The sequence below is a fragment of the Streptomyces sp. NPDC026538 genome, from assembly GCF_055567535.1.
The window spans coordinates 146,810-172,374 of record NZ_JBVHQG010000004.1 but is presented as its reverse complement, the minus strand read 5'-3'; the positions used below and the strand labels follow the sequence as shown (position 1 = coordinate 172,374).

32 protein-coding genes and 4 pseudogenes are annotated in these 25,565 nt (G+C 69.9%); 15 read left to right on the top strand and 21 right to left on the bottom strand.

What is annotated here, in order from left to right; all coding sequences use genetic code 11:
- Positions 1 to 84: 84 nt before the first annotated feature.
- From ACZ4N4_RS17850 to ACZ4N4_RS17825, 6 genes are all read right to left on the bottom strand, one after another.
- The gene (locus ACZ4N4_RS17850; protein ID WP_453567176.1) at positions 85 to 240 is read right to left on the bottom strand and encodes a DUF6131 family protein; all 156 of its coding nucleotides are present in this window, start codon (positions 238 to 240) and stop codon (positions 85 to 87) included.
- An 87-nt stretch (positions 241 to 327) separates the two neighbouring features.
- A complete protein-coding gene (locus ACZ4N4_RS17845) occupies positions 328 to 936 on the bottom strand; it encodes an alkaline shock response membrane anchor protein AmaP (RefSeq protein WP_453567174.1) in 609 nt (202 codons plus the stop codon).
- Positions 937 to 967: 31 nt separating this feature from the next.
- Positions 968 to 1,678, bottom strand: a complete 711-nt coding sequence (locus ACZ4N4_RS17840; RefSeq protein WP_467589513.1) for a DUF6286 domain-containing protein — start codon at positions 1,676 to 1,678, stop codon at positions 968 to 970.
- Between the two features lie 70 nt (positions 1,679 to 1,748).
- Entirely contained in the window at positions 1,749 to 2,162 is a 414-nt protein-coding gene (locus ACZ4N4_RS17835; RefSeq protein ID WP_467589510.1) for an Asp23/Gls24 family envelope stress response protein, read from the bottom strand.
- Positions 2,159 to 2,329, bottom strand: coding sequence for a hypothetical protein (locus ACZ4N4_RS17830; protein WP_453567168.1), 171 nt, complete (start codon positions 2,327 to 2,329; stop codon positions 2,159 to 2,161). The genes ACZ4N4_RS17835 and ACZ4N4_RS17830 overlap by 4 nt, the downstream gene beginning before the upstream one ends.
- Positions 2,330 to 2,410: 81 nt before the next feature.
- A complete protein-coding gene (locus ACZ4N4_RS17825; protein ID WP_453567167.1) occupies positions 2,411 to 2,908 on the bottom strand; it encodes an Asp23/Gls24 family envelope stress response protein in 498 nt (165 codons plus the stop codon).
- Positions 2,909 to 3,065: 157 nt separating this feature from the next.
- Between ACZ4N4_RS17825 and ACZ4N4_RS17820 the strand changes: the two genes are divergently transcribed.
- The 5 genes from ACZ4N4_RS17820 (at position 3,066) to ACZ4N4_RS17800 (ending at position 6,090) form a co-directional block, all read left to right on the top strand.
- Entirely contained in the window at positions 3,066 to 3,641 is a 576-nt protein-coding gene (locus ACZ4N4_RS17820; RefSeq protein WP_453567165.1) for an RNA polymerase sigma factor, read from the top strand.
- The gene (locus tag ACZ4N4_RS17815; protein ID WP_467589506.1) at positions 3,632 to 4,309 is read left to right on the top strand and encodes an Asp23/Gls24 family envelope stress response protein; all 678 of its coding nucleotides are present in this window, start codon (positions 3,632 to 3,634) and stop codon (positions 4,307 to 4,309) included. Before ACZ4N4_RS17820 ends, ACZ4N4_RS17815 begins: the two co-directional genes overlap by 10 nt.
- Positions 4,306 to 4,674, top strand: a complete 369-nt coding sequence (locus ACZ4N4_RS17810; protein WP_467589504.1) for a hypothetical protein — start codon at positions 4,306 to 4,308, stop codon at positions 4,672 to 4,674. The genes ACZ4N4_RS17815 and ACZ4N4_RS17810 overlap by 4 nt, the downstream gene beginning before the upstream one ends.
- A gap of 181 nt (positions 4,675 to 4,855) precedes the next feature.
- Positions 4,856 to 5,359 carry an ANTAR domain-containing protein gene (locus ACZ4N4_RS17805; protein WP_467589502.1) on the top strand — a complete coding sequence of 168 codons (504 nt, stop codon included), beginning with the start codon at positions 4,856 to 4,858 and terminating at the stop codon, positions 5,357 to 5,359.
- Positions 5,360 to 5,631: 272 nt separating this feature from the next.
- Positions 5,632 to 6,090, top strand: a complete 459-nt coding sequence (locus tag ACZ4N4_RS17800) for an ATP-binding protein (protein WP_453567158.1) — start codon at positions 5,632 to 5,634, stop codon at positions 6,088 to 6,090.
- Positions 6,091 to 6,101: 11 nt separating this feature from the next.
- Here the strand turns inward: ACZ4N4_RS17800 and ACZ4N4_RS17795 are convergent, their stop codons facing one another.
- Positions 6,102 to 6,959, bottom strand: coding sequence for a SigB/SigF/SigG family RNA polymerase sigma factor (locus ACZ4N4_RS17795; RefSeq protein WP_467590621.1), 858 nt, complete (start codon positions 6,957 to 6,959; stop codon positions 6,102 to 6,104).
- Between the two features lie 372 nt (positions 6,960 to 7,331).
- Between ACZ4N4_RS17795 and ACZ4N4_RS17790 the strand changes: the two genes are divergently transcribed.
- Both ACZ4N4_RS17790 and ACZ4N4_RS17785 read left to right on the top strand, forming a co-directional pair.
- Positions 7,332 to 7,493, top strand: a complete 162-nt coding sequence (locus ACZ4N4_RS17790) for a hydrophobic protein (RefSeq protein ID WP_453567156.1) — start codon at positions 7,332 to 7,334, stop codon at positions 7,491 to 7,493.
- Positions 7,494 to 7,686: 193 nt separating this feature from the next.
- On the top strand, positions 7,687 to 8,058 hold the full coding sequence (locus ACZ4N4_RS17785; RefSeq protein WP_450758333.1) for a PRC-barrel domain containing protein: 372 nt from the start codon (positions 7,687 to 7,689) through the stop codon (positions 8,056 to 8,058).
- A gap of 215 nt (positions 8,059 to 8,273) precedes the next feature.
- Here the strand turns inward: ACZ4N4_RS17785 and ACZ4N4_RS17780 are convergent, their stop codons facing one another.
- From ACZ4N4_RS17780 to ACZ4N4_RS17770, 3 genes are all read right to left on the bottom strand, one after another.
- Positions 8,274 to 8,459 (bottom strand): hypothetical protein, encoded by a 186-nt coding sequence (locus ACZ4N4_RS17780; RefSeq protein ID WP_453567154.1) that lies wholly within the window; start codon positions 8,457 to 8,459, stop codon positions 8,274 to 8,276.
- Between the two features lie 240 nt (positions 8,460 to 8,699).
- Entirely contained in the window at positions 8,700 to 8,885 is a 186-nt protein-coding gene (locus tag ACZ4N4_RS17775; RefSeq protein ID WP_467589498.1) for a hypothetical protein, read from the bottom strand.
- Between the two features lie 293 nt (positions 8,886 to 9,178).
- Positions 9,179 to 10,111 (bottom strand): alpha/beta fold hydrolase, encoded by a 933-nt coding sequence (locus tag ACZ4N4_RS17770; protein ID WP_467589497.1) that lies wholly within the window; start codon positions 10,109 to 10,111, stop codon positions 9,179 to 9,181.
- A gap of 209 nt (positions 10,112 to 10,320) precedes the next feature.
- Between ACZ4N4_RS17770 and ACZ4N4_RS17765 the strand changes: the two genes are divergently transcribed.
- Together ACZ4N4_RS17765 and ACZ4N4_RS17760 are read left to right on the top strand one after the other, a co-directional pair.
- Positions 10,321 to 10,935, top strand: coding sequence for a TetR/AcrR family transcriptional regulator (locus ACZ4N4_RS17765; RefSeq protein WP_467589494.1), 615 nt, complete (start codon positions 10,321 to 10,323; stop codon positions 10,933 to 10,935).
- Between the two features lie 109 nt (positions 10,936 to 11,044).
- Positions 11,045 to 11,212 carry a hypothetical protein gene (locus tag ACZ4N4_RS17760; protein ID WP_467589491.1) on the top strand — a complete coding sequence of 56 codons (168 nt, stop codon included), beginning with the start codon at positions 11,045 to 11,047 and terminating at the stop codon, positions 11,210 to 11,212.
- A gap of 160 nt (positions 11,213 to 11,372) precedes the next feature.
- Here the strand turns inward: ACZ4N4_RS17760 and ACZ4N4_RS17755 are convergent.
- Positions 11,373 to 11,536 (bottom strand): annotated as a pseudogene (locus tag ACZ4N4_RS17755) (CGNR zinc finger domain-containing protein); the annotation flags it as partial.
- Here ACZ4N4_RS17755 and ACZ4N4_RS17750 point away from each other — a divergent pair.
- Positions 11,529 to 11,663, top strand: a pseudogene (locus ACZ4N4_RS17750) (SDR family oxidoreductase); the annotation flags it as partial. The pseudogenes ACZ4N4_RS17755 and ACZ4N4_RS17750 sit on opposite strands and share 8 nt — an antisense overlap.
- Before the next feature lie 173 nt (positions 11,664 to 11,836).
- Here ACZ4N4_RS17750 and ACZ4N4_RS17745 read toward each other — a convergent pair.
- Positions 11,837 to 12,400, bottom strand: coding sequence for a GNAT family N-acetyltransferase (locus tag ACZ4N4_RS17745; protein ID WP_467590618.1), 564 nt, complete (start codon positions 12,398 to 12,400; stop codon positions 11,837 to 11,839).
- A gap of 365 nt (positions 12,401 to 12,765) precedes the next feature.
- Between ACZ4N4_RS17745 and ACZ4N4_RS17740 the strand changes: the two genes are divergently transcribed.
- Together ACZ4N4_RS17740 and ACZ4N4_RS17735 are read left to right on the top strand one after the other, a co-directional pair.
- Positions 12,766 to 13,215, top strand: a complete 450-nt coding sequence (locus tag ACZ4N4_RS17740) for an ATP-binding protein (RefSeq protein WP_453567152.1) — start codon at positions 12,766 to 12,768, stop codon at positions 13,213 to 13,215.
- 58 nt (positions 13,216 to 13,273) lie between these two features.
- Positions 13,274 to 13,459 carry a hypothetical protein gene (locus ACZ4N4_RS17735; RefSeq protein ID WP_467589488.1) on the top strand — a complete coding sequence of 62 codons (186 nt, stop codon included), beginning with the start codon at positions 13,274 to 13,276 and terminating at the stop codon, positions 13,457 to 13,459.
- Between the two features lie 109 nt (positions 13,460 to 13,568).
- Here ACZ4N4_RS17735 and ACZ4N4_RS17730 read toward each other — a convergent pair whose 3' ends face one another.
- From ACZ4N4_RS17730 to ACZ4N4_RS17720, 3 genes and pseudogenes are all read right to left on the bottom strand, one after another.
- Complete coding sequence (locus ACZ4N4_RS17730) at positions 13,569 to 14,210, bottom strand: hypothetical protein (protein ID WP_453567148.1); 642 nt, start codon at positions 14,208 to 14,210, stop codon at positions 13,569 to 13,571.
- 448 nt (positions 14,211 to 14,658) lie between these two features.
- A pseudogene (locus tag ACZ4N4_RS17725) lies at positions 14,659 to 14,880 on the bottom strand (pirin-like C-terminal cupin domain-containing protein); the annotation flags it as partial.
- Positions 14,881 to 15,141: 261 nt separating this feature from the next.
- The gene (locus tag ACZ4N4_RS17720; RefSeq protein ID WP_467590616.1) at positions 15,142 to 15,852 is read right to left on the bottom strand and encodes a DNA-3-methyladenine glycosylase; all 711 of its coding nucleotides are present in this window, start codon (positions 15,850 to 15,852) and stop codon (positions 15,142 to 15,144) included.
- Between the two features lie 148 nt (positions 15,853 to 16,000).
- Here ACZ4N4_RS17720 and ACZ4N4_RS17715 point away from each other — a divergent pair, with 148 nt between their 5' ends.
- Positions 16,001 to 16,375 (top strand): nuclear transport factor 2 family protein, encoded by a 375-nt coding sequence (locus ACZ4N4_RS17715; protein ID WP_467589486.1) that lies wholly within the window; start codon positions 16,001 to 16,003, stop codon positions 16,373 to 16,375.
- A gap of 72 nt (positions 16,376 to 16,447) precedes the next feature.
- Here ACZ4N4_RS17715 and ACZ4N4_RS17710 read toward each other — a convergent pair whose 3' ends face one another.
- A complete protein-coding gene (locus ACZ4N4_RS17710; RefSeq protein ID WP_467589483.1) occupies positions 16,448 to 17,452 on the bottom strand; it encodes a GlxA family transcriptional regulator in 1,005 nt (334 codons plus the stop codon).
- A gap of 317 nt (positions 17,453 to 17,769) precedes the next feature.
- Here ACZ4N4_RS17710 and ACZ4N4_RS17705 point away from each other — a divergent pair, with 317 nt between their 5' ends.
- Entirely contained in the window at positions 17,770 to 18,060 is a 291-nt protein-coding gene (locus ACZ4N4_RS17705) for a hypothetical protein (protein ID WP_467589480.1), read from the top strand.
- A 24-nt stretch (positions 18,061 to 18,084) separates the two neighbouring features.
- Here ACZ4N4_RS17705 and ACZ4N4_RS17700 read toward each other — a convergent pair.
- From ACZ4N4_RS17700 to ACZ4N4_RS17690, 3 genes and pseudogenes are all read right to left on the bottom strand, one after another.
- A pseudogene (locus tag ACZ4N4_RS17700) lies at positions 18,085 to 18,333 on the bottom strand (hypothetical protein); the annotation flags it as partial.
- A gap of 145 nt (positions 18,334 to 18,478) precedes the next feature.
- Complete coding sequence (locus ACZ4N4_RS17695; protein ID WP_467589477.1) at positions 18,479 to 19,987, bottom strand: CoA-acylating methylmalonate-semialdehyde dehydrogenase; 1,509 nt, start codon at positions 19,985 to 19,987, stop codon at positions 18,479 to 18,481.
- A 336-nt stretch (positions 19,988 to 20,323) separates the two neighbouring features.
- Positions 20,324 to 20,779 carry a DUF6884 domain-containing protein gene (locus ACZ4N4_RS17690; protein ID WP_467589475.1) on the bottom strand — a complete coding sequence of 152 codons (456 nt, stop codon included), beginning with the start codon at positions 20,777 to 20,779 and terminating at the stop codon, positions 20,324 to 20,326.
- Between the two features lie 347 nt (positions 20,780 to 21,126).
- Here ACZ4N4_RS17690 and ACZ4N4_RS17685 point away from each other — a divergent pair, with 347 nt between their 5' ends.
- Positions 21,127 to 21,318, top strand: a complete 192-nt coding sequence (locus ACZ4N4_RS17685) for a hypothetical protein (protein WP_467589473.1) — start codon at positions 21,127 to 21,129, stop codon at positions 21,316 to 21,318.
- A 1,620-nt stretch (positions 21,319 to 22,938) separates the two neighbouring features.
- Here the strand turns inward: ACZ4N4_RS17685 and ACZ4N4_RS17680 are convergent.
- Together ACZ4N4_RS17680 and ACZ4N4_RS17675 are read right to left on the bottom strand one after the other, a co-directional pair.
- A complete protein-coding gene (locus ACZ4N4_RS17680) occupies positions 22,939 to 23,850 on the bottom strand; it encodes an NAD(P)H-binding protein (RefSeq protein ID WP_467589470.1) in 912 nt (303 codons plus the stop codon).
- Between the two features lie 225 nt (positions 23,851 to 24,075).
- Positions 24,076 to 25,449 carry a carboxypeptidase regulatory-like domain-containing protein gene (locus ACZ4N4_RS17675; RefSeq protein WP_467589467.1) on the bottom strand — a complete coding sequence of 458 codons (1,374 nt, stop codon included), beginning with the start codon at positions 25,447 to 25,449 and terminating at the stop codon, positions 24,076 to 24,078.
- Positions 25,450 to 25,565 lie beyond the last annotated feature (116 nt).

The following is a 25,565-nucleotide window of genomic DNA, read 5'->3' as shown; positions in this document are numbered from 1 at the left end:
AGCCGACCGAAGCCGGGTCGGGCGCTGCACAGCGGGTCAGAGGGGTAACCCCCGGCTGCTCGCACCGTAGGCCGTGCGGGGCGGTCACCAGTAGTGGCGTCGACCGGCGACGGCGTGTCCCATGCTGCCGAGGATCCACAGGATGGCTCCGATGACCAGCAGGATGATCCCGATGGTCCACAGGATGGATATCCCGGTGACGAAGCCGACGACGAGCAGGATGATACCCAGGATGATCATGGTCTCTCCATGGGGGAAGTGGTGCCGAAGCCCCGGCGAACGGCGAGCGACCGCAGGGGGTGGGCACAGGGGCGGGTGGTCTTCTCCTTACTCCGCGCGGTGCGGTTTGTGGCCGGCGACCTGCAGGCGGACCTCGGTGGGCAGGTGAGAGGAGCCGGTGGACCGACGGGCGGTTCGCAGCGGGCCCTCCCACAGGGCGCCGAGGACGGCGCCGGGTGCCGCCTGAGAGGAGAGAGTCAGGCCGACGCGGGTGCGGGGATGCGCAGAACGGCCAGTGATGCGTACGGCCGTGTGTTCAACGCCCGGCAGGGCGCCGGCTTCGGCGGCGATCGCGTCGCTGAGCGCGCGGTCGCGCACCTCGACGCCCTCCTGCGGGGGTGTGCCGCCGACGGGCAGGGTGCCGGGGCGGGGCCGGCGCAGTTGGGCGAGCAGCCACCACAGGGCGAGCAGGACGACGAGGACGAGGGCGGCGATGACCGCGGGCCACCACCACCAGCCCTGGCTGCTCCAGCGGGCCCGGTCGGCGGAGCCGAGCAGGACGTCGGCCGGGGTGGTCAGGGGCCAGCCGACGGGCGGCACCAGATGGTGACTCCGGTAGACGTCGAGCCCGGCGAAGAGGATCAGCAGACCGCCGCCGAGCAGGACCAGCCCGGCGAGGGCCAGCAGACTGCGGTTGACTACGGGTTGCGGCGTCATGGTGCGGGCTCCGGTGCTGCAGGTTTCTCGGTCAGTCGGTGCCTCGTCGTACCCGTACGACGAGGCGGGGAGGACGGGCGAGGGCGAGCTGGTCGCGCTCGTCGCCGAGGACGGCGGTGAGGTCGTCCTTCACCTTCCGGGGGTCGCGGAAACGGACGTCCGCGCTGGCTTTGACGCGGTGGCGGCGCACCCGGATGCGAGCCTTACCGACCCCGGGTACCCGCATGGCGGCGTCGCGTATCAGATCGGCGGCACCGTCCCGGTCCAGGGCGGCCCGCAGCCCGGCCGCGGGGGAGCGCAGGGGCAGCCAGCGGCGTAGGCCGGGAGTGAGGGCCAGCACGATCAGCCAGACGCCGACGACGGCCGCCACGGCGGCTCCCGTGAGCATCCACACGTCGTTCAGCGGGCGGGTCGCCAGTTCGTCGGCCAGGTGCCGGCGCCAGGCTGCCGCAGGGCGGCCCGCCCGCACGGCGACGACGTCGAGCAGGGCCGCGCCCGCCGCCACGAGAACCACCGAGGCGACCAGCGCGGCCGGGAGGCGACGCGCGGACCATGGCCGATGGGTTCGGTGCCCTCTGCCGGGCTCACCGGCCGTCAGATTCGGTGGAGGCGCGTCGGGTCCGGGGAGACCGGGCTCCGCCGGTTGCTCCCTCGGCTCCTCGGGCTCCTTGGTCAGGGGCACCGCGGCAGTTCGCGCGGACGGTGCGGAGCTGCGGACGGGCGGGTCCGGGTCTGGCGTCATTCCGGTCCTCCTTACCTACGCGGCGAGGCTTCTTACGCGGCGAGGCCGGCGGCACCGGCCGCGGGGCGGCTCACCGGACCCGTCCCCGGTCGGCGCCGGCGGCGGTCACCAGCCGCCGGACGGTGAGCGTGATCTCTCCTACCTCCAGACCGGTCAGTTGGGCCACCCGTTCGGCGACGTCCTGCCGTATCCGCTCGCACATCCGGGGGATGTCGGCGGGGTAGGGCAGGTCCATGGTCAGGTGCACCCGCACCGACCCCGTACGGATGGCCGCGGAGGCGGCGGGCGCCGCCGGTGCGTCCCGGTCGGGCGGTATGGCGGCGCGCCGGGACTGGGCCGTGCGGGCGGCCTGGGCGGCGATCCGGGCGACCACCTTGTCCGGTATGACGGTGGCGCCCCGCTCGGCCGGGGGCGGCAGGCCCGCGGCCCGCGCCGGGGGGCCGGACCCTTCACCGGGGGGCGGGGCACCGGGCCGGGTGTTCACCGCTGCCTCCGCGCACGGAGGTCGAGATCACCCTGCACGGCGAGGCCGACGATCAGCCCCGCCACCCCCAGGACGAGAACGAGCAGGAAAGCCCAGAAGCCGCCGAAGTAACCGGCGAAGCCCAGGGCCATGCCGGCCGCGAGGCCCGTCGTCGCTGCGTTCATCATGTACTCACCCGTCTCGCGAGCGTCCCTGTCGCCGTGATCGCCCGCGCAGGCCCGCGGACACGGCGCTGGTCACGGCTGCGGTCACCGCACGCGGCCCTCGTCCGGTTCGGTCTGCGCCCCCTCGTCCTCGTCGTCGGGGAGGTTGACGTCGTCGACGACGATGTTCACCTCGACGACCTCCAGGCCCGTCATCCGCTCCACGGCGCTGATCACGTTGGTGCGTACGCCGCCGGCGACGTCGACGATGGAGACGCCGTACTCGACGACGACGTCCAGGTCCACTGCGGCCTGCCGCTCGCCGACCTCGACCTTCACTCCCCGGGTGACGCCTCCGCCTCCGCCTCCGCCGGGAACGCGTTCCCGCATGGCGCCGAAGGCACGGGCCATCCCCGCTCCCAGGCTGTGGATGCCGGGTACCTCGCGGGCGGCCATGCCCGCGATCTTGGCCACCACACCGTCCGCGATGGTGGTCTTCCCCCGTGTCTCGGCCGGAGTCCCGGCCCCGGTACGGCCCTTCAGCGCGCTCACGCCCGCATCGGCCCGGCCGCCCCCGCTGACGCTGGTGATGTTGTCCGTCATGGCGGTCGCCTCGATCGGTCAGTGGGAGACACCTGCGTGGTGCCGTCAAGAGGTTGGACACACGTGGCGGCGTCCTTCTCACGCTCATCACGTGTGATGTGCATCACATGGATGTATGTGGGTACTTGCACGTTCCAAGCCTTGTGCGGGAGTTGTCATGATCGAACGCACCGCTTCGCCACGGCTGGAATGCGACCTGCCGGACGGACTGCTGGCCGTACGGGCGGCCGAGGGAGACGAGGACTCCTTCGCCGTTCTCGTCCGACGGCACAGCCGGTCCCTACTGACCCTGGCCCGCTGCATGCTCGGCAACCCCCAGGACGCCGAGGACGCGGTCCAGGACGCCTTCGTCAGCGCCTGGCGACGACTGCCGGAATACCGCCAGAGCGCGGAGTTCCGTACCTGGATGTACCGGATCACGGTCAACCGTTGCCTGACCATGCGTCGGCGTCGGCTGCCGCCCCTCCCACTGAACACCGTCCTCGAACCCGCGGCGGGCGACCCGTGGAGCCAGCCCGACCGGTCCGCCGAGGGGGACGCGGCCGCCGCCGCCCTGACCCGCGCCCTCGCCGAACTGGACGCCGGGCAGCGGATCTGCTGGATCCTGAGGGAGGTGCAGGGTCTGCCCTACAAAGAGATAGCCCTCGAGACGCGGACCAGCGAGCCGACGGTGCGCGGCAGACTGTTCCGGGCACGCCGATCCCTCCAGGAGGCGATGGGCCCATGGCGCTAGACGACCCGCACCCGCAGCCGTCCGCACCGCCGGGAGCCGACGGGCCCCGCACCGGATCGGCCGCCGCCGACGTGCCACCGTTCCCGGGGGACGAGACGCTGCCCTGCGGCCGCCTCCTCAGCCGGGTCTGGGAACAGGCCCAGGACGAGGCGTCGGCCCGGGACCCGCACACCGTCTCCTGTCCGCACTGTCGCGAGGCCGTGGAGGGGCTGGCCACGGTGAACGCGGCCACCCTGGCGCTGCGCGCCGTGGACCCTCCCGGCCTGTCCGCACTCGCCGACCGCGTCATGAACGCCGTCAGGGCGGAGGCCAGACTGGGACGGCTGCTGCCCCTGGCCGACCCGGACCGCGACCTGCGGATCACCGAGAGCGCCGCGGCGAAGGTGCTGCGGCAGGCCGCGGACACGGTCCCCGGTGCGAGGGCCGCGACCTGCCGGCTCACGTCCGCGGGCGAGGGCACCGACGTCCGGGTGACCATGACTCTCGTCGCCGGCCTCGACCGTCCGCTGCCCGAGCGCGTACATGAGGTGCGACGGTCGGTCCTTCACTCGGCCGGCCAGGATCTGGGGCTCGCGGTGACGGCCGTCGACATCGCCGTGGTCGACGTGGCCGAGCGGTGGCCGCCGTCCCTCGGCGCCGGCCTTCGGACCGGTGGTGATGCGCGATGACCACCACCGGCCCGACCACGATCGTCGGCGTCGTGGCCGAGGCAGCCCTAGCGGTTCCCGGCGTCATCGGCCTGCAACCCCGACTCGCCCAACGCCTCGCGGCAGCCGCCGCACCCACCCGGACGTCCACCGCGTCCCACCGCCCGCCTCCCGAGGCAGGCGTCCGCGCCGAGCGGGCGCCGGACGGCCCGGGATGGCACATCGAGGTGCGCTGCGCCCTCGCCGAGGGCGCGCGGCCCCTGGACGTCGCCCGCAACGTGCACGGCCGGGTGCGGGCCGCCGTCGTCTCCCACCTCGCCACCCCGGATCCGGTCACCGTCACGGTCACGGTGACCCGCATCGTCGCCCAGTACGACGCGGCATGAGCGCGGCGGGCGTCGGTCGGCTCACCCCCGGCCGGCCAGGCCTGGCGGCGATGTCCGCGACGAGGTCGGGCCTCCGCGACTCCGGCGCGCCCGGCGAGTGCCCTGCGGCGCGACCGGCGGGTGAGGACGCGGAGTTCGATCGACGTCGACGCGAAGGTGGAGACTCGCTGCCACCCGTTCCTTGGTCACCGACAGTGACCTGCTGCAACAGCAGCTGGGCGAGGGACCGTGCTTCGATGCCGCCTACCGCTCGCAGGGGGAGCGTGTGTTCCGCATCGCCGATCTCTCCAGGGAGCAGCAGCGCCGGCCTACGTTCGCCCCGCAGGCGCTTCAGCTCGGCGTGGGCATCATGATGGGCTGCCTGCTCTTCACGACGACGAGGACCTCGGCGCGCGGAACTTCTACTCCCGTCGGCCCGGCGCGTTCACGGACGTCAGCGAGCCGGCGGGAGTGCTGCCGGCCTCCCACGCCGCGGTCGCGTTCTCCGCCGCCCGCACGCACGCCCAGATGGACCGGGCCGGTCGCCACCCGCCACCTCGTCGGCGAGGCCATGGGCATCGTCACGGGCAGCCACCACCTCCCCGAGGAAGAAGCGTGCAACGTACTGCGCCGCTACTCGCAGGCGAACGACATCAAGCTTCGCGAGGTCGCCCGCCGGGTCCGCGGAGAAGGCAGCCTGCCCTGACCCGAGCGGGACCCCGCGGACACGCATGCGGTCAGGGGGCGACGCCCCGGACGCCGCTGACGGTGGATTGGCTTATCGTCAGTTGCTCGGGCTGGTCCGAATCCGCCGCTGTCAGCGAGTCCTCGACCGCGTTCGCTGGTGTGGCTCCGGCGCCGGACGTCGGCCCGGATGCCAGGGGAAGGCACGCTCGAACCGGTCGGCCGGTTCGAGGAAGAAGAACATGAGTCGCGCCGGGTGGTCGCCGGCGGACAGGGGAACGAAGGTGACAAAGAGTGGAGCCTGCCGACACCGACGGCGAAGGGCAGCCGAGTACCCGTCTCATAGCCACCGCCGTCTCGTTGGGAGGCGGCGATGCCTGTATCGCCGAAGCACGGCACCATGCGGCAGAGTTCCTCGACCAGGCACGGGCCGACCATGACGTGGCCGTCTCCGAGCGGGCCGTCGATCTCACGCGCTTGGTGGTCAGTGAACTGGTCACCAACGCCCGCAAATACGCGCCCGGGCCGCTGCACATGGAGCTGAGCATCGCGGACGGCGTGGTGGAGGTGACCGTTCGGGACAGCGCCAGGGTGCAGCCCGCGGCCCGGTCCGTCGATCCGGGGAGGGTGGGCCAGCACGGGCTGGAGATCGTCATGGCCGTCGTTCAGGCGTTCCAGGTCCGGCTCGAACCGACGGGCAAGAGCGTCATCGCCCGTATCGCTTTGGCCGATGGCCGGGTTGGCCCCCGCTGAGATCCGCGGGCTCACCCGGTCAGGAGACCGGTGCGGAGTTTGGTCAGGATGCGGCTCAGCAGACGGGACACGTGCATCTGGGAGACGTGCAGTTCGCGGCCGATCTCGGCCTGGGTCATCTCCTGGCCGAAGCGCATCTCGATGATGGCCCGTTCGCGGTCGTCGAGCTGCTGGAGCAGGGGTCCCAGCGTGTGCAGGTTCTCGAACAGCTCCAGTGCCGGGTCGGTGTCTCCCAGCGTGTCCGCGTAGGCCGGCGTGCTGTCGGTGTCGTCGTCGCAGCCCGGGGTGTCGATGGAGCCGGCGACGTAGCCGTTGGCGGCGACGAGGCCCTCGATGATCTCGTCGTCGGTCAGGTCCAGGTGGGTGGCGAGTTCCTTCACGGTGGGGGTGCGGCCCAGCTCGGCCGAGAGCGCGTCTTTGCTCTTGGCGAGGCTGACGCGGAGTTCCTGCAGACGTCGTGGGACGTGGACGGCCCAGGTGGTGTCGCGGAAGAAGCGTTTGATCTCGCCGACGATGTAGGGGATCGCGAACGAGGTGAACTCGACCTCGCGGGAGAGGTCGAAGCGGTCGATGGCCTTGATCAGACCGATCGTGCCGACCTGGACGACGTCTTCCAGGTCGCCGCCGCCCCGGTTGCGGAACCGGCGGGCCGCGAACCTCACCAGGGACAGGTTCATCTCGATCAGGGTGTTGCGGGCGTACTGGTACTCGTGGGTGCCTTCCTCGAGGGTCTGGAGGCGATCGAGGAAGAGCCGGGACAACTCGCGTGCGTCCTTGGGGGTTACCTTGCCGCCGTCCTCGATCCAGGGCAGGTCGTCCGCGGCGGCAGGTGTTTCCGTGATGGTGGCGGTGGTCTCGCGGGCATGCACGGAGAGAGTCACTGGGTCGCCTTCGGTGGAGAACGGGGTGAGCTTCTTCTGCCCCCGTCGGCCGGATGCATGTCCCGGCCGTGTGGTCGGGCTGGATCCGCGCGAACTCGGGCTTCCCGTGGACGAGTTCCGGCCGGATCCACCGTGGCCGGACCTGGGGCGGGAACCGGCCCGGTCCGGCCGGCTCACCCGAAGGCCGGTGTCTGGTGCTGTCCCGCCGGTGTCCACGATCCCGGCGGGGTGCCCAAATGCCACGAAGGCCGAACGTGAACCCGGGTGTCCGGCCAGAGCGTCCCGAGAAGTTCCTGTGTCGAATTCGTAGGCATGGACGGGGGGACCGGCGGGCACACGGCGGTTCGGAGGTTGACAATTATGATTCCCCTGCTTCTCGTTCTTCTGCTGGCCCTGATTCTCTTCGGCGCGGGTTTCGCGCTGAAAATTCTGTGGTGGGTCGCGATCGCCGTGTTGGTCCTGTGGCTCGTCGGGTTCGTTGCCCGTCCGAAGGGTGGCAGTGGCCGCTGGTACCGCTGGTAGTTGACCGGCAGAAACACTTCCCGTGCGAGGTCCGGAGGAAATTCTGGATTCTGGCCTGAAAACGGGGCGTGTGATCCTGGACGCGGGGCACCCGCGACCAAGGCGGTCGGACAAACCGCCGTGTACGACTGCTGAAAGGGGGGATCGGCGGAGTTCTCCGCCGTCCCTCTTTTACCGGAGGAGTTGTTTTCGCGTGACTGAGAATGTGTGGAGTTACAAGTCGACCGCGGGCCGTCTTGCGGGCGCCGACCTCACTGGATACAAGGTCGAGGCCACGGACGGCAGCATCGGCAAGGTCGACAAGCACTCCGACGAGGTCGGTGACGCCTACCTGGTGGTCGACACCGGTGTGTGGATCTTCGGCAAGGAGGTCATGCTCCCGGCGAGCACGGTCGAGAGCATCGACCCGAACGAGAAGAAGGTCTTCATCGGCCTTGCCAAGCAACAGATCAAGGATGCTCCTGAGTTCCACCGCGAGAAGCATCTCGGTGACCAGGGCTACCGCGACGAGCTGGGCACCTACTACGGCACGGGCGGCACCCCGTTCGGCGGCCCGCTCATCTGACCCAACGCCCGCTCTGAGCACCAGGCCCCGGAACTCGCCGGACGAGTTCCGGGGCTCTTGCGTGCCCGGGTGCGTGTTCGGGCGGCGCGCGGAGAACGGGAACGAGATCACTCGCATCGCTCAGGTCGCGCCCGGGGTCCCGCTGTCCCTCCGGGGGACACCCCGTCAGGCGGTGGCACGTCGGCGTCCAGGAGCCGGGGAGGGTCGTATCCGATCTACAGGGCGGGGACGTGGAGCGTGGCTGCCGGACTTCCCGCCGTAGCGTTGGCGAGCTCGGTCGGCGTGACCGGCGGGGCGGGTCGATCGGCGTCCTGCTTCGGCAGCAGCAGCTCCTCGTATCTGCCCAAGGCGAGCATCAGGCCGAGCATCAGGGGCGGGATGAGCACCGCTAGCACTGCCATGGCGAGTCCTTCTCCGAGAAGGTGCGCAGGGGGTGGATCGCGAGTGTCCTCGGAACGCTGGGACAAACCTCCGCGTCGGCCTCCGGTCTTCGAGTACGCGAACAGGACAGCGGTGACGCCGCGTCGTCGGAGGGCGTTTCCGGAGGCGGCGGTCACCGAACTGCCGGGGAGGGCACGCTCGCGACGGAAGGCCAGGACTCTCGAGCGTCAGTTGCGCACGGTCCCTCTGTCTTCACGCCGTCAGGCGAGCCGCTTCAAGATCCTCTTGGCGTTGCCGTTGCCGACCACGGCCTGCTGTTCGTCGGTGAGACCGGACTGCGTGTCGGGGATCCCGGTGAATTTCGTCGCGACCGGCAGGATGCTGCGATCTGGTTGTCGTCCATGAACTTCAGGTGCGCCTCTGGGCTCCATCGCGGCGTGGTCCAACCCGACGGGTCCCCGCCGTGGTTCGGCAACGCCTCACCCCAGAACGGTGGCACCACGTGGGTGTGGACGTCGATACGATCTGCGTTCGCCATGAGAGTTCCCTTTCGGACGGCCCCTTCGGCAGCGGCGCCTGCAACGTGGCTTGCCGATCCGAGGCTTGCCATCTTCTTGGGTACGGCGATGGACCGAGGGCCGTCCGGCGCCTGCCCCGTGGTCAGCACGTACGTCAGGGCCGGCACCTGCGGGCGGCAGCGAAGCGGGCCGTGCTGCTCGACCTGCCGATGGAGCGTCGGTCAATCGCCTTGAGTGATGAAGCCGATCAGAGCGGCGGCGACGGCGTCGGGTTGTTCGTCCGGGATGAAATGTCCTGCGTCGGGCACGACAATCCCGGCGATGTCGTCGGCCCACAGCCTGAGGGAGGCCGCCATGTCGGGGATGGAGCCGTGGCTGCTGGAAATCCCGAGAACCGGCACCGTCAGGTGCTGTTGCTCAAGGGCCTCGTGGTTCTTTCGCGCCGATTCAGCGGCGTCTCGGTAGTAGGCCAGGGAGGCGCGGAGTCCGCCGTCAGCGGCGACGGACGCGGCGTACTGCTCGATCTCGGCGTCGTCGAAGGTGTCGGGGGAGAGGGTTTTGACCTTCAGGAACCAGCCGACGTACTCGCGTTCGCGGCCTGAGAGCAGCGTCTCGGGCAGGTCGGGCACGAGATGGAATGCGAAGTGCCAGGTCTTCCAGGCCACCTCGGGGTCGGTCGGGATGGCGTCGGGGAGTGTGACACCCGGGATTCCAGCGTCGAGGAGTGCGACGCCACGCAGCCGGCTCTCGTACTGCAAGGCGAGGGAGAAGGCGACCCACGCGCCGATGTCGTGGGCGGCCAACCAGTATTCCGAAACTCCGAGCGCCTTCACCGCGGCGTGGACGTACGCGGCGACCGTGTGCGTGTCGTAGCTGCCGTCCGGGCGTTCGGAGTGGCCCTGGCCTGGCAGATCGATCGCGATGACGTGGAATCGGTCGGCCAGGTGGGGCATCACCTTTCGCCACGCCCACCAGGTCTGCGGGAACCCGGCGAGCAGCACGACGGCCGGGCCGTTCGGCTGGCCGCCCTCGACGGCATGAAGCCGGATACCGCCCGCGTCGACCCCGCGGTGGGTGAAGCCGGCCAGCTCGTGCAACGGCAGGTCGCGGACAGGGTTGTCCGAGGCGCGGGCGGTGCTCGCGGAGTCAGTCATCGGGTTCCTTCATCGGTGTCGGGCGTGCTGGTTCGGCGTGCCGGGCGAGGGGTGAATGGCATGTTTATGGCGGTTGGCGAGCGAGAACCAGGACTCCCACGCTAACCATCTTGGATCGATCGGTCAAAGATGTCTCGACCGATCGATCCAAGATGCAGGTAGACTCCCGGCGAAGACGCGACGGGGGCGTGAAGGAGGAGGTGCGTGCCGTGTCGGGCCGAAAGCAGTTCGACACCGGTGCCGCTCTGGACCAGGCCATGCGGGTGTTCTGGCAGCGCGGGTACGCGGACGCCTCGCTCGATGCCCTCGGTTCGGCCACCGGCCTCGGCCGGGGCTCCCTCTACGGCGCCTTCGGCAACAAGGAAGCGCTCTTCGGCAAGTGCCTCGACCGCTACTCGTCGATCTACGGCGCGCGGTACGAGCAGGCGCTCACGGCCCACCCCGGTGATCCGGTGCGCGCAATCGAGGCGTTCTTCGACGTCATCCTGGGCCGTATAGCCGACCCGTCGGTCCCGGTGGGGTGCCTCATCGCCCAGTCCGCCGCGCAGTCACTGACGCTGAAGGAGGAGAACAGCGCGCAGGTGCGTGGCCTGCTCGCCATGCAGCGTCAACGGGTGCACGCGGCCCTAGCGGACTCCTCTGCCGACAGCCGGACGCTCGACGAGCTCGCCACGTTTGTCGTCGCCGTCAACCAGTCGCTGGCCGTACTGAGCCGTGCCGGCACCACGGACGCCGAGCTGCGCTCCGTGGCCCGGCTCGCCTGCACCACGGTGGCGGATACCCTCGCCAGGACGGCATCCGCGAACGTGGACGGCGATCCCTGAAAACGAGGGTGCGACTGCCGACGCCGTCAACGCCGGAATCGACGTGTCCCTCGCCGCCCTGCCCGCCGCGGCCTGATCAGGAGACCATCACCATGACCGACACCCACGCGTGACCGCCGTACCCGACTGGGTCCTGAAGTTCATGGAAGCCCTCGACACCCTGGACTTCGATGAGGGCTTCGCACCGCTGACCGAGGAAACCGACATGTACTTCGGCACCGCGCACATGGCGCTCCGCATCACCGCGGGCCCGCTCCAGACCGACGCCGTGATGTGACCTCTCTCCGGGGGCGGGACGGGCTCCAATGCCCGGAGGCGGGCGGCCACCAGCACCTTCCGACCTCGCCGCCCTACGTGATGCGCGTGGCAGGCCCGCATGAAGCTCGGTTGCACGGCCGAAACCGTGCACGACGCCGGTGACCGCTGCATCGTGGGTGTCACCCGGCCGCTGCGTCGCGGGTGCGCTGGTGGCGTCGTGCCTTCATCCGGTTGCCGCAGACGGCCATCGAGCACCAGCGGCCCTGTTGGTCTTGCTGCGGTCTCTGAGGAACAGGCGGCACTCCGGGTTGGCGCGGGCGCGCAGTCGGCCCGGCATGGTCTTGGCGTCGATCCGGGTCAACGCCGTCTCGCCCGGCACCATCGACACCGGCGCGTGGGACCCGCTGGGCGAGCAGAAGAAGGCCGAACTGTTCGCCAGGCTCTCCGCGGGCAACCCCACGGGCCGCATCGGCACACCCGAGGACGTGGCCCACGCCGTCCTCTTCGCCCTGACGAACACCTTCCTGACCGGGCACCTGCCTGGCCGTCGACGGCGGCCCGCCCCCTCACGGTCGCCACGGGGGCATGATCCGGAGGCCGGAAGCACAACGGTCGTTCGCACAAAGGCCGTTCGCACGAGTGGCTACTGCTGCTCCCACTGTTCCTTGGTGATCTCGTACCGCACGCCCCCGTGCTCGGAACCCTCGATCATCTCCATGTCGGGGGGAGTGGGGATGGTGTCCGCGAGCGTCATTGCGAGCTTCTCCATGACGTTGCGCGAACCCTGGTTCACGGCCATCGTCTCACCCCAGACCATGCGCACACCGAGGCCTGTGAACGCGTTGCCCAGCAAGGCCCGCGAGCCTTCGGTGGCAAAACCCCTGCCCCAAGCCGCCTGCCGCAGCCGGTAGCCGAGTTCGGCCTCGTCCAGCGGGCCCTGCGGCTCGGGACGCAGGCAGAACCAGCCGATGAACGCGCCGCCGTCCTTCTCGTGCGCGGCGAACAGTCCAAGATCGCCGCCCCACCTCTCGTACCCGGCGATGATGTTGGGCAGGTGGCGCTCGCGGACGATCTCGGGGGCGGTCGGCTGGCCCCCGGTCAGATAGCGCATCACCGCGGCGTCGCTGTCCAACTCGATCAGCAAGTCCGCGTCGTCGGGAGTGAAACGGCGCAGGGTCAGGCGCTCGGTCTCCAGGTAGGTGTCCACAGTGTTGATCATGCCCAGGGCAGGGCGGGCAGTTCAACGGGTTTTCCCGCTGCCGGGCGGCGGAAGGCCGACGGTCACGACCGTGCGGGGGGCAAGGCACGTGTTCTGAGGTGCCGACTGACAGGGCTGAATCGACGTTTGAGGGGTATCCGAAGCAGGTCCGGGCGCGGTGTCTTGAGAAGGGCGTGCCATGCCAGGCACGACAGAACGCATCAAGCGGCTCGCCCGGAGCCCTCAGGGGCGGCGGGTGGCCGGACCGGCACGTCGAGCCGTTGCCGACCCGCGTCGCCGGGCCCAAGTCCGGCCTGCTGGGGACGCTTTGGCACCGTCGCTGACGGCACTCGCCTCAACCAGGAAGGATCGCCGTGGAAGGTTCGTCGCTCCGGGCAGTGGGCTGGGCGCGCACGCTGCCCCTGAACAGCGAAGTGAAGGCAGCCCGTGACTGGGCGCGTGAGCATTTGGAGGCGCGGGGCTGGACGACCGCTGCCCCGCAGACGGTGGACGCGATCCTGCTCACCGTCTCCGAGCTGGTGACCAATGCGCACCGGCACGCCCACAGCAGCGCCCAGTTGGTGATGATGTGTGACGACCATTGTCTGCATGTCTCCGTGCACGACAGCTCGGGTGACCTGCCAGTTCCTCGGGAGGCCGGCACGGAAAGCCTCGGCGGGCGCGGCATGCTCCTGGTGGACGCCATGGCCGACGAATGGGAGTCGCATCCCTGTCCCCACGGGAAGTCGGTCAGCGCATGTTTCCACGTGCCGGACGCCCCGACGGACGACGCGGACGCGCCGCCGCCGCCACGACATGAGTAGCTTTGTCGCGGCTCGGGGTACCCGGCAGCGGACGTTGTTCGCCCGTCCGGGAGAGGTCATGACGGAGAAGACCGAAGACCCGCACGTCCAGCGGTTCTGCACGGTGTGCGGGACACCGGCCGGAGACGGGAGACTGTGCGAGCACTGCGCGACCGTCCTGGACGTTCCGCAGGACACGGGGCTGGTTGAGGATCAAGGGGCGGCCCTGCGACGGGACTTCGAGGGACGCGGCGAGCGGCGCTGATCATCGCGGCGGCCGGCCGAGGGCCGCACCCACCGGCGGGGCGCCGCCGTAGGGAGAGCGGGCGTGCGGCGGGGCGGCGACCTGGTGGAGGGAAGCCCCCGGAACACCGTCAGTGCAGAATGCTCACCGCGCGGGCAATGACGAGGAGCGAAGTCAGGAGAGCCGCGACGCTCTCCACGCTCATCAGGAACTTGGCGCGTGTGGAGAGGGGCATGGTGTCGGTGGGGCTGAAGGCGGTGGAGTTGGTCACCGATACGTAGAGGTAGTCCATCAGCGTGGGTACCCAGTCGGACGTCTTGCTGGCGCCGTCGGAGACCTCCTGGACGGCGTCGTCGTTCTCGTCCTGAGAGAATCGGAAGTCCGCCAACGGCAGTTCCTCGCGGGGCACCTGGGTCCGGCTGACCGGGCCGCCACGGTCCAGCTCCCAGTAGGCCAGACCGAAGACGATGACGTTGGTGAGCCAGATCTGCAACGAGGCCACCAACAGCGCCCGGCCGTCCTTCACTTCGGCCGACACCAGCTCGTGGACCAGGGTTCCCAGCGCGAGGAGGTTGCTCGCCGCGATCACGGCCACGAGTGTCAGCGACAGGACACGGAACGCCCGTGTCTGTCGAGTCAGCCGGCGCGGGTTGATCGCCACGAGGGGTACGAGCAGCACACACTCCAGGGCGGGCAGTACGTAGCGGGGGGTGATCAGGAGCTGCTGGGGCAGGAGAAGGTACAGCGCGATGGCGACGAGTGTCGCTGCCACACCTGGTAGCCGAGCCTCTCCTCGGCGCTCGTGCCGAGGATGCCTGAAACGGGCTTCTTCACGCGGTCGCGGCATGACTCCTCCACCACGTCGTCCTGCACCCAGGGCATGAAAATCGATTGGCGGCCGACGCGTCGAAAAGATCGCTGCACCGCCCCGCCGTGCGCCGTCGGCGGTTACCCATGGGTGCCACTCGACGGACGGCGCCGTGCTTGTGGAGCACGCCCCGGAATCCGAGGACGGGGAGTGATCATGGACGGCGCTCCTTCATCTCGGGCATCTCCTTCCCCGGATGTCCCCTTAGACACATGACATGCGTGGGACGCCGGTGAAGGTCCGCGGCTCGGGTCGGTGGCGCTGACCATGATCCAGGACCGCACGGCTCTCCGCCGGATGAACCCGGGACTGGGGGACCGGGCCGCCTCGGTGATGTCATCCGTGCGCCAGGTCAGCGCGCCCTGCCGCGCGGTTTGAGCGGCGTCGGGGGCATCGCCGGCGCCCGCAGCGGGGCCCCGTCGTAGCCCTTCACCTCGCCGAAGCGGGTGCCCTTCGCCCAGTCTTCGCGGGCCTGCTCGATCTCTTGCTGCGTCCGGGCGACGAAGTTCCACCACATATCGTGGGACTGATCGGAGTCATCACTGATTCCCTTCTGTTCGGCCGGGCCGCCGCCGTGCCCCCGGACGCCGTCTCAGGAGGCGAGGGCGCGAGCCGACCCGGCCCACGGACATTTCCTGAGGTGTTCAACTCGCAGGCGCCGGGTGTGCGTGGCCGCGGACCACGACAGGGAGGGTGCGCATGTGGTCTTCGCTGCGGACTCGTCGCCGATCCCGGTGCCGGGATCGATACCGGAGCGAACCCGAAACACCTCCGGGTGCCGCCGCCTCCGAGAAACGGCGTCGGCACCTGCGGTGTCCCAGCAGGGATGGAGGGGTCAGCCCCGCGCCCTCATCCCCCGGCGGTACCCCGGGTGCGCCCGATAGGGGCTGACACTCGACTCGCCCAGCATCCAGAAGCGCCAGGGGAACGAAGCAGCAGGACCGCCCACCCCCGTCCGCGGCCCTTGACCAACTCGCGCGGACGCGACGCCCCCGGCGGGCTCCGCGAGAAACAACTCGGCCCCTGCATCGCAGGCTGACTGCCCGTCATGGCGCAGATCGCCGATGCCCAACGCCCGGGCGAGGTTGGCCGGGCCACGCGCCAGGTCGCGCGCCCGCACCCCAGGCCCCCGGCGTTCTTGCGCCACGTCTGCTCCCTCCACGACGGTGCCGGCCCGGAGCAGCACCGAAGCGGGACGCCGCCCCGGTCCGCAGACGGCGTTCAGGCACCGATGCACTGCGTGCGTCCGGTACACGTAGAACGTCCCCGGGGCCCCGAACTCCGCTCGATTGGTCCGGTTCGGGCCCCGGAACGCGTGCGAGGCCGGATCGTCCGGCCCCTCGTACGCCTCGACCTCGGTGATACGCACCGCCGTCACGCCGCGCTGCGAGAGCGAGACCACGAGAGCCCCCAGGAGTTCGGGAGCCACTTCAAGGGCGGGCCGGTCGAAGAAGTGCTCGCGCACGGCGGGCCGCCGTGCCGACGTCGCCCCTGGCCCATCGAACGCTCGCAACTGCTCGTGATCGGTCCCGCCCGGGACCGTCATGTTCTCTGTCAAGCCGCTGCCTCCTGTCGAGATTCCGGGTCGCCGGATCCCGCGACCTCACAGTCCCAGCGCACTCCTTGCGTCACTCCATGGCCATAGAAGCTGCCGTGGAGCGCTCGGATACGGACTTTCGAGCCAGATGCCCGCCATGCCGTTGGAAGAGGAACAGGCTTCGGAGCGAGGTGACTTCGAGGCCGAGCGTGCGATCTACGCTGTGGACGCGATGCTGGACCATCCGCAGTCGAGTGACCGTTTCCGGGGCCGCGAGACGATCGCGGCGCAACGCGGCGGGCACCCGGCCGACCGGCACTTCACCCTGCGCATCACCGGCCACGCGCATGTATGGGTGAGCGAATGCGTCACCGTCTACGACGGTGCGCCTTCGTACGCGGTGACTGTCATGGGATTCGTCGGCCATCAGGTCGTGCAGGAGACGCAGTACTTCGCCGCTCTTTTCGGCACGCCCGGGTGGCGGGCCGCGCTCGCGGAGCCGACGCCGGGGCGGACCATCGAGGAGGCCTGATCGGCCTCGTCCGGCAACGCCGGGCTGTCGGATTCCGGCGATTGCCTGTGTTCGCCGGACACCTCCAGGGCATCAGGCGCGTTTGCCGTCGCCCGCGGCGTGCGTGGTACGGAAGCGTGCCCGGTAGGCCCCCGGCGTGATGCCCAGGTTGCGCGTGAAGGCGCGGCGCAGCGACTCCGGTGACCCGAAGCCGGTGCGCCGGGCCACCGTGCCCATGGGGTTGTCGCTTTCCTCCAGCATCGCCTGGGCGGCTTCCATGCGGACCTGCTCGACATAGCGGGCCGGGGTCATGGTCATCTCGTCGTGGAACAGGCGCGTCATGTGGCGGGGGCTCACACCCGCCCGGCGTGCCATGGCGGCCAGGGTGTGGGGGGCGGACGGGTCCTCGGCGACCGCGTCCAGGATCCGGCGCAGCATCTCCTGTCTCGCGTGCGGGGTGTGCGTACGGACACTGAACTGCGACTGGCCGCCCGGCCGCTGCATGAACACGACCATGTCCTTGGCCACGGCGCGGGCGACATCGGCGCCGAGGTGCTCTTCGACCAGGGCGAGCGAGAGGTCGATGCCCGAGCTGACGCCGGCCGAGGTCATGATGTGGCCGTCGCGCACGAACAGGGCGTCCATCTCCACGGTCACCTGTGGGTAGCGCAGAGCCAGTTGGTCGGCGAAGCGCCAGTGCGTGGTCGCCTTGCGTCCGTCGAGCAGGCCGGCCGCGGCGAGGAGGAACGCCCCGGTGCAGACGGACGCGGTGCGGCAACTGCGTGCGTCGAGCTCCCCTATGGCGTCCAGCAGGGCGTCGTCCTTGATGAGAGACGGCCACTCCGGGCCGCCGGGGATGACGACCACATCGCTGGCCCCGCGCACCTGCGCGGCCGCCAGGTCGACGCGCAGTCCGGTGCCGGATGCGGTGACCACGTCGGCGCCGTCCGGGGAGACCGTATGCACGCGGTACCGGCCGCCGAACTCATTGGCCGTCGAGAACACCTCGATCGGACCGGTGACGTCGAGCAGCCGGACGCCCGGGAAGACCAGCACGGTCACCAGCAGTGGCTTCCTGCCTGTCGACCTGTCCTTCATCGTGCGCCTCCCGCTTGGACTGGGACCCACAGGGGAGGACACCATCATCCGCCCGGGGACGCCGCCCGCGCCCGTGGTGAGCGTCGTCCGCGTCGCCGCGGGATGATGCTGCGTTCCTTTGTATGGGTCGAGGCGTCGAGTTTCGGCGCCTCACCCGCTTTCAGCGGTTGCCTGCAGTGGCGTCATGGCCACATAGGCGGCCACAACACGCTCGGATGAGGACATCAGCATGCGGCCGGCACGCCTCACGGGTCTGCTCGGTGCTCGATGTCGTGGTGCGAGGGCGTCAGGGCGCGTGCTGTTCTGTGGCGGGAGCGGTGCTTCGACACAGCGTCGAGGCCGGCCAACAGGCCGAAGTCTCCTCGGCGGCCGGTGAGAGCCGGCCACGCCCCCTGACGGTCGCCCGGCGACGATCCCTTGGCACCTGCGTCACCGGCACCAGCGCGCTCGCCGCCCGTACCGGCTCGAAGCTGTTCGTCTGGACTGCCGTCGTCCTGTACGTCCTGCTCATCTCGGCCTGGGCGGTGGTCGCCTGGTACTCCCTGCGCCATGCCGTCCGGCAGCGTGCGCGCGCCCGAATGACAGGGCCAGTGCAACGCTCCGGATGACACTGAGACAGCGTGACCCCGCCCCTACGGCGGCGCCCCGGGCGCCGTCGAAGCCGTGCTCTGCGGGCGGGTCTGCCCCGCACCGGCGGATCCGTGCGCGGTCGGGGGACGGGCCCGGAGCTTGGCGGCGACCATGGCAGCGGACACGACAGCCCAGAACACTGCGGCGATCCAGACCTCCCAGCGGCCCACGCTCGTCATCCACGAGGTAGTGGTCGCGCGTCCCAGCTCGTACGTGGTGACCGCGTACATACCGACCGGGAAGACGAGGTTCCACCAGCCTGGTCATGACGCATCCTGCGGCCGCACTCGCCGTAGCATCATTTTACGGGTAGGTCGTAGCCCGGCTGACTGCATGGTCGGGCAGGACCGAAGGCGCAGCCACCCGGCGCGACCAGCGCGTGCGGGCCTGCGGCGGTCAGTGGGACGCGGGGAAGCCCAGGTCCGGGCCGGCCGGCGTCTCGGCCGGATCCGGCCAGCGGCTCGTGATGACCTTGCCGCGCGTGTAGAAGTGCACGGCTTCGCTGCCGTACATGCGGTGGTCGCCGAAGGCCGAGTCCTTCCAGCCGCCGAAGGAGTGGTAGCCCACCGGCACGGGCATCGGCACGTTCACGCCGACCATGCCGGTTTCGACCTCCAGCTGGAAGCGGCGGGCCGCGCCGCCGTCGCGGGTGAAGATGGCGCTGGCGTTGCCGTAGGGGGAGCCGTTGATGATGGTCATGGCCTCCTCGTAGGTCTCTGCGCGCAGCACGCACAGGACGGGACCGAAGATCTCGTTCCGGTAGGCGTCCGAGTCTGTGCTGACCTTGTCGAGGAGCGAGATGCCCATCCAGTGCCCGTTCTCCAGGCCCTCGACGGTGAAGCCCCTGCCGTCGAGTATCACGTCGGCTCCCTGGGCGGCCGCACCCGCGACATAGTCCGCGACCTCGTCGCGGTGCGCCTTGGTGATGAGTGGGCCCATGTCGGACGTGGGGTCGTTGCCCGGGCCGATCTTGATTTTTGTGGCCCGCTCGGCGATCCGGGACACCAGCGCGTCGCCCGCCGAGCCGACCGCGACGATCACGGAGACTGCCATGCAGCGCTGACCTGCGGAGCCGTAGGCTGCGGTCACGGCGGCTTCGGCGGCCGCGTCGAGGTCGGCGTCGGGCAGGACCAGCATGTGGTTCTTCGCTTCGCCGAGGGCCTGGACACGCTTGCCGCTGGCGGACGCCCTGGTGTAGACGTGGCGGGCGACCGGCGTGGAGCCCACGAACGACACGGCCGCCACGTCCGGGTGGTCGAGGAGCGCGTTCACCGCGACCTCGTCACCGTGCAGGATGTTGAGCACACCGTCGGGCACGCCGGCTTCGGCCGCGAGTTCCGCGAGGAGTATGGACGCGGACGGGGCCTTGCTGCTCGGCTTGTGGACGAAGGTGTTCCCGCAGGCGATCGCCATGGGGAACATCCACATGCTGATCATCGCGGGGAAGTTGAACGGCGAGATGCCGACGATCACACCGAGCGGTTGGCGGATCGACGCGACGTCGATCTGGCTCGACACCCCCGTGGACGTCTCGCCCTTGAGTGCCGTGCCGAGCCCGCAGGCCAGTTCGACGATCTCCAGGCCGCGGGCCACCTCGCCCAGCGCGTCCGCGTGGGTCTTGCCCTGCTCGGCGGTGATCAGCGCGGCGAGGTCGTCGCGGCGCGCGTTCAGCAGCTCGCGGTAGCGGAAGAGGATCGCGATCCGATGCGCGAGCGAGGACGTGGACCAGGTGGCGTATGCCTGCTTCGCCGCGGCGACCGCAGCGTCGACCTCGTCGGCGCCGGCCATCGCAACCTGCGCGGTGACCTCCCCGGTCGCGGGGTCGGTGACGGGGCCCCAGGTGCCGGAGGCGCCTGAAGCGTCTCCGAACGGCTTGCCATTGATCCAGTGGGTGACGGTCTTCATGGGCGGAACTCCTTCATGGATGACGGCGGCGGGCCGCGCGGTTCTTGTTCGGACGCCCCACCACGCCCGTGTGAGTAGGGCTGCTGACATCGAAGCTACCGAGCCGATTTGCACGTGCAGGCGCTGCGGAGCCTCCCGGCCCGAAGTGCCTCCCTCAGGTCCCGTACCGTTGTGGCGTGGTTCACCCGCCTGCCGAGCGCCGCCGTGTTCGCCACGTGTTCGAAAAGGGCCTGGGGCGGGGCCGGCTTCTACGGCTGAGGCGCATCGCTGTGCCCGTTGACCGGTACTCAAAGGGCCGCTCAGGGCCGAATCTCCTCCGCCTCTGCGTACAGGGCATCACCCTCGGTGCCGAGCTTGCCCTTCGCGTATCGCTGCAAGGCGGGCCATTTGCTCGCCCATGCCGCGCGTCCCGGCCAGCGGCGTGCGGGCGTGCGGCCAGACCGTGTGGACCAGGGCCGTATGTCGCGCGCCACCGAGGGCGACGACGGGGTCGAGGTGTACGACGTTGCGCTCGGTTGCCTGTTCCAGGAGAAGCCGGGCTGTTGTCGAACCGGCCGTGCCATGGGGTGTGTCGTACGGCTCGATGACGTCGTCGAGGTCCAGGAGGCCGTAGCGTGTCGAGAGGATGAGCAGACGCTCGGGCTGGAGCGCTTCGGCTGCCCTGCGGCACGCACGGTGGTAAGAGCCGAGGTACATGTCTGCCGCTCGCGCGGGCCATCCCAGTTTGCGGCTGCCACAGGGGATGACAACGAGTTCCGGTCCGAGACAGTCGACATGCTCGTATGCGGTCATGGCTGCTCTCCTGACTGTTTGTGGGTGGTGTTGCGTGTGGTCGCGGTGACAGCGGCGACCAGGCCGGGTACAAGGTGGTGGAGCACGGGCGGCTGTTGGGCGGCCCATGAGAGGGGGCGGGGTGTGGCTTGCGTTTCGCACAACCAGGCTTCGCACAGCAGCGATCTCGGCCGAGTGGACTTGAAGCCCTCGGATCAGGACACGAGGTGACCCTGCGCCTCGGCTGTGCGGCGGCGGCATTCCGCGCGGGCACCGGCTACCCGGCCCGATGTGCATATATGAGGTAGTTATGACCGGTCTGGCTCTTCGGCTCAGCTCTCCCGGCGCCCTACCGTCGTCAGCGGGAAGTGGGCGAACGGGTTGACCTCCGCAACGGATGCGAAGTCGGAGCGTGGTTCTTCGTCGGGCCGCGCCTGCACCGGCTGGGCGACCACGCCCCTGAGTGTGTCAGTCGACCGGAGGCACCTGCCCCCGCCGTCGGCTCCGCCCGTCGCCACGCCATCGAGCAGAACGCCCTGGTGACATCGGCTTTCCACTGAGTGTCCGCCGACGGTGCAACGACGGGGCGCCTCCGCATGTGAGCGCGCCCCGTCCCGCGGTGCGTCATCGGCGGCTGTCATCAGTGAGGCCGGTTGTGCCTGAGACGCAGTGACGGCTTTCCGAGCCGCGCCCGGTTCTTCCGGGTCCGCCGGGGCCGCGCGTGTTGCGGCGACGTGGCGTAGTAAGTGCCGGACACCACCGCCCATGCGGCGGAGAGCACGGTGTAGAGCGAGTACCAGCCACAGCAGATCGAGGCCACACGCCGAGCCCGCCCAGCGCAGCCGTGGCCGGCGTACCCGGTGTGGTCGCCGACTGGGCCAACGCCCCTACGAGGTTCGTTCGTTCGGTCGTTGCCCGGTCGGCGTAGTGCTTCTCTGCGAGGTCGGCCCCGGCCCGGGGGGTGAAGATGCGGCCGCGGATGCATTCCGTGTGGATCCCCCCCGGGCGGGGATGCCGTGGACGTACTTGGCTTCGACGTCGGCAATCGGCTCCACCGGATTGGCCATTGCTGGCGCCGACGGGTGTCCGATGACGGTCTGCGGTGGCCCCATCCCATGGCCGTACCCGCAGGCGAGCGGCAGTGGGGCCGCTGAACGACGTCCGCGCCGGACGTACTCGCCGCCGGGTGCGGGCGGCACGACATCTGCTTTGACGACGGCCGCGTCCACGAGATCCACTCCCTGAAGCGGCCGCGGCCAAGGCCAAACAACCTGTTCCGATTCCCCAGGATGCCTCGGCGCTGGACGAGCTTGAATGCCCGGCGGCCGCACGCGACGTGAGGGAGCAGGGGAAGCCATCAAGTGGCCGCGCACTCGGTACGCGTGGACGAGCGACGCAACACGCCCCGGCCTTGACGGTCGCCTCGCTTCGGTCGTCACGTCTCAAGGCCGTGGCGGCACAGAAGCCGTCCACGTCTGATCGACCGAGCAGGGGTTGTGCGGAACCGGTAGAACTCGGCCGCGGTGACGGCGGCGGGGACACCGAGTTCGGCGGCGACCGCGGTGATCGCCTTGTCGCCGACAGCGAGGTCGGCCTGGCCGTCCGTGGTGAAGTACGGCGCGATGAACGTGTCGTAGTGAGCTCGGCTTCTTCCGCGGTCTGTCCACCGAGGAACGTCTGCATGTGTCGCACCGTGGTGTCGGGGTCGTCGTGGATCACCTGAAGTGCGCGCCGGTGGGCGTGACAGGGAGGGACCAATCACCAGATCATGCGATGCACCTCGGTTCCTTGCCGTGCCACTCTGACCAGGTGGAAAATTTCCTTGTTCGAGTCGGCTGCCGATCGGGTGGTGGGATGGTTTTCCCCACGGCAGCGCAGATGAAGGGCCGCAGATGAGCGATCAGACGAAAGTGATCGTCCTGGGAGTGATCGCACTCGTCCTCGGTGTCAGCCTTGTTCTCATACTGCAGCCTGCCTGCACGCCCTGACGGACATCACTCCCGGGGCCGCCCGGGCCATCCTGAGGGGTCGCCATGGGCGTAACCCGTGGTCCACGGGACGTGGACCGGTGTATTCGCCCCCTCCATGCATCCCGCACCCTCAGGCCGCACATGCGACCGAGGGAACAGCAGCTCTGCGCTCCCCGACAGCCCGCCCGGCACCGTGCACAGGGTGCCGTCTCAGCTTCGCCTGCGCCTGAACTCGGCGGTACCCCGAGCGGTGTTCGGGGCTGGCCACCAGGCTGCGTTCGAGATCGGGGTCGCCGGTGAGCCGGTGAGCCGGTGAACCACATCGGTGACCACGGAAACCTCGCCCCTCTCGATCGCCTGGTACCACGAGATCCATGTCTCGATCTGTTCCCCGCTCATGCCCAGTCGCCATCGCCGTGCGAAGGCTTCCTCGAGGGTCTCGGGTTCGTAGCGGTAGGGCCGACCGGTGGCCGCGGCAATCCGGGTGACCGCTTCCCCGAGAGTCAGGGCCTCGGGCCCGGTGATCTCAAGGGTGGCGCCGTCGTACTCCGAGTGGGGACCATCCTCAAGGGCGACGGCCGTGATCACGTCGGCGATGTCCTCGTGGGTGACGAAGGCGGCCCGGCCCGTCGTCGCCGGGCCGCTCACGACGAAATCCTCGTCGGCGAGGGCGGCAGGCGTCGACGCGTAGAACCCCGCCCGGAGCACTGTGTGGCGGATCCCGGTGCCTGCCAGGAACTGTTCGGTCAGCCACTGGTCGCGGGCGTTGAGGTATGTGGCGGTGGGAGCCGCGCTGACGAGCGACACATACAGGACCCGGCCCACGCTGGCCGCGATCGCAGCCTCGACCACGGTGGCGTGTTCCTCCAGCCGGCGACCCGTACGGTGTCCGGAGACCAGGATGAGGGTCGACGCGCCCTCGAGCGCCCTGCGCATGTCTGCGGCGTCGGCGTAGGCGGCCGGACCGCGCCGCTGGGCGCCTGGCAGTTCGGGCATGCGGTCTGGACTGCGTCCGACGAGGAGTTGCGGGACGCCGTGGCGGGCGAGCCGGGACGCGATCCGGCTGCCGAGCGCACCGGTCACCCCGGTGACCGCCACCGTGGCGTGATTCTTGTCAGACATGTGTTTCCCTCCGGCCCGGGTCGCTGCGGATCCCGGCGTTCTCGTTTTCGCTCATGTCCAGCAAAGTGAGCGATGGTCTCGGCCGCATCCCCGGGCGGTGCGACGGCGCCGGGGACCACCGCGACGAAGGCGCGGCGGCCTTTCCGGATACCGAGATCGTCGCGACGCGTGTCGAGCACAGGCGCAGCCACCTCGCCGGCGCCGACCGGCACCGTCTGCGCGGTCCTACGATCCATGTCCCGCGTGTCGGGGACGGAGGAGTTCAGCGCCCGTGCGAACCGACGTGCGGTTGCGCCGGTCATGCAGGGTGAAGTCGGCTCGAACGGCCACACCGGACTGCAGCAGCTTCTGGTGGACCAGGGGGTCTCGTGCGGGGTGCGAGGCGACGACGCTGATGTATCCCTCGGGCAGGCCGGTCACGGCGTACTCGCCGCGCGCGTTCGTCGTGGTCCGCACCAACTGCCGGCCGCCGGCGTCCATGACGGTCACCGCGGCATGGCGGATGGGCTGCTGCTCGGTGTCGCGGACGGTGCCCTCCAGCATCGGCAACAGCTCCCCGAAGTGGTGCGGGTGGACCGGTAGCGCGGTGGGGGTGGGCGCCTCCACGGAGGGGTCCTCCACCGGCGGTTCGGGAACGTCCTCCTGCTCGTCCTCCGCTCCCCGCCGCGCCGCTCTACGGTGGTGCCGCCACGCGTCGAGGCCCAGCAGCGCCATGCCCGCGGTGATCCACGCGCAGAGCACGAGGACCGGCTTCAGCACCCCGGCATCGTCGAAGTACAGGACTCCCCTCAGGCCGTCGACCGCGTTGCCCAGCGGCATGACGGCGTGCAGACCCTGGAAGAACCTCGGCAGCAGCTGGACGGGGACCAGGCCGCTGGAGGGCACGCTCAGCACGACGTACAGACCCAGACCCGCCAGCGGGAAGAAGTGCTTGACGAAAGGGGCCATACCCAGGGAGAACGTGGCCACCGCCGTGGTGAGCAGGAAGGCGATCGCCAGGGCCGCGGGGTCGTTGGGGAAGAAGCCCAGCCCCACGCCGACGAGGAAACCCACGATGCTGAAGAGGGCAGCGACGCCCACGATTGTGATCAGCTTCGAGCGCCGGTTGAAGGTCACCGTCCGCAGCAGGGTCGTCGCGAGTATGTAGCCGGGCACGTTCCAGGCGATCGCGAAGTAGACCAGGGTCGTGCCGGTGCCGTCCTTGCTGACCGTGGGGGCCACGTCCGTGACGGTGAGCCTCTGGTGGTTGTGCGCAGCAAGCTGGGTGAAGCCCTTGGTCAGCGCCTGTTCAAGGGGCGCGCCGTTGGCCTCTGCCACGTACAGCACAGCATGTCCGCCGTTTGCGGCGAAGCCTGCCACGGCCTCCCGGCCCAGCACCGCCCGGCGCGCTTCCCGGGCGTCTGCGACGGCGGTGACGTCGAACCCGCCGGGATGCTGCCGCTGCAGGGCGGTGTCGACGGTGCCTTCCACCGTGGAATCGGCGATCACGAGCTTGGCGTGGTGGGGTTGAGGCTGGTGGAAGGCCATGGGGAAGCTGAACAGCAGGCCGAGGAAGAGGAGCGCCGGGATGGTGAGGGTCTCGGCCAGGACTCTGGCCACGGATATGCCCCGAGGGCGCTCGTTGCGGTGTTTCACAGGACCACCCTCTGGAGGTTACGGCGAGTCATGCCGCAGAGCCCGCGGGCGCACAGCCGACCGGGTGCCCGGTGACCCGA

Excerpts from the sequence above, each read along its gene's own strand:
- ACZ4N4_RS17850 (WP_453567176.1), bottom strand. The coding sequence starts at position 240 with ATGATCATCCTGGGTATCATCCTGCTCGTCGTCGGCTTCGTCACCGGG.
- ACZ4N4_RS17845 (WP_453567174.1), bottom strand. The coding sequence starts at position 936 with ATGACGCCGCAACCCGTAGTCAACCGCAGTCTGCTGGCCCTCGCCGGG.
- ACZ4N4_RS17840 (WP_467589513.1), bottom strand. The coding sequence starts at position 1,678 with ATGACGCCAGACCCGGACCCGCCCGTCCGCAGCTCCGCACCGTCCGCG.
- ACZ4N4_RS17830 (WP_453567168.1), bottom strand. The coding sequence starts at position 2,329 with ATGATGAACGCAGCGACGACGGGCCTCGCGGCCGGCATGGCCCTGGGC.
- ACZ4N4_RS17825 (WP_453567167.1), bottom strand. The coding sequence starts at position 2,908 with ATGACGGACAACATCACCAGCGTCAGCGGGGGCGGCCGGGCCGATGCG.
- ACZ4N4_RS17820 (WP_453567165.1), top strand. The coding sequence starts at position 3,066 with ATGATCGAACGCACCGCTTCGCCACGGCTGGAATGCGACCTGCCGGAC.
- ACZ4N4_RS17815 (WP_467589506.1), top strand. The coding sequence starts at position 3,632 with ATGGCGCTAGACGACCCGCACCCGCAGCCGTCCGCACCGCCGGGAGCC.
- ACZ4N4_RS17810 (WP_467589504.1), top strand. The coding sequence starts at position 4,306 with ATGACCACCACCGGCCCGACCACGATCGTCGGCGTCGTGGCCGAGGCA.
- ACZ4N4_RS17790 (WP_453567156.1), top strand. The coding sequence starts at position 7,332 with ATGATTCCCCTGCTTCTCGTTCTTCTGCTGGCCCTGATTCTCTTCGGC.
- ACZ4N4_RS17780 (WP_453567154.1), bottom strand. The coding sequence starts at position 8,459 with ATGGCAGTGCTAGCGGTGCTCATCCCGCCCCTGATGCTCGGCCTGATG.
- ACZ4N4_RS17770 (WP_467589497.1), bottom strand. The coding sequence starts at position 10,111 with ATGACTGACTCCGCGAGCACCGCCCGCGCCTCGGACAACCCTGTCCGC.
- ACZ4N4_RS17735 (WP_467589488.1), top strand. The coding sequence starts at position 13,274 with ATGACGGAGAAGACCGAAGACCCGCACGTCCAGCGGTTCTGCACGGTG.
- ACZ4N4_RS17720 (WP_467590616.1), bottom strand. The coding sequence starts at position 15,852 with ATGACGGTCCCGGGCGGGACCGATCACGAGCAGTTGCGAGCGTTCGAT.
- ACZ4N4_RS17715 (WP_467589486.1), top strand. The coding sequence starts at position 16,001 with ATGCCGTTGGAAGAGGAACAGGCTTCGGAGCGAGGTGACTTCGAGGCC.
- ACZ4N4_RS17710 (WP_467589483.1), bottom strand. The coding sequence starts at position 17,452 with ATGAAGGACAGGTCGACAGGCAGGAAGCCACTGCTGGTGACCGTGCTG.
- ACZ4N4_RS17695 (WP_467589477.1), bottom strand. The coding sequence starts at position 19,987 with ATGAAGACCGTCACCCACTGGATCAATGGCAAGCCGTTCGGAGACGCT.
- ACZ4N4_RS17690 (WP_467589475.1), bottom strand. The coding sequence starts at position 20,779 with ATGACCGCATACGAGCATGTCGACTGTCTCGGACCGGAACTCGTTGTC.
- ACZ4N4_RS17680 (WP_467589470.1), bottom strand. The coding sequence starts at position 23,850 with ATGTCTGACAAGAATCACGCCACGGTGGCGGTCACCGGGGTGACCGGT.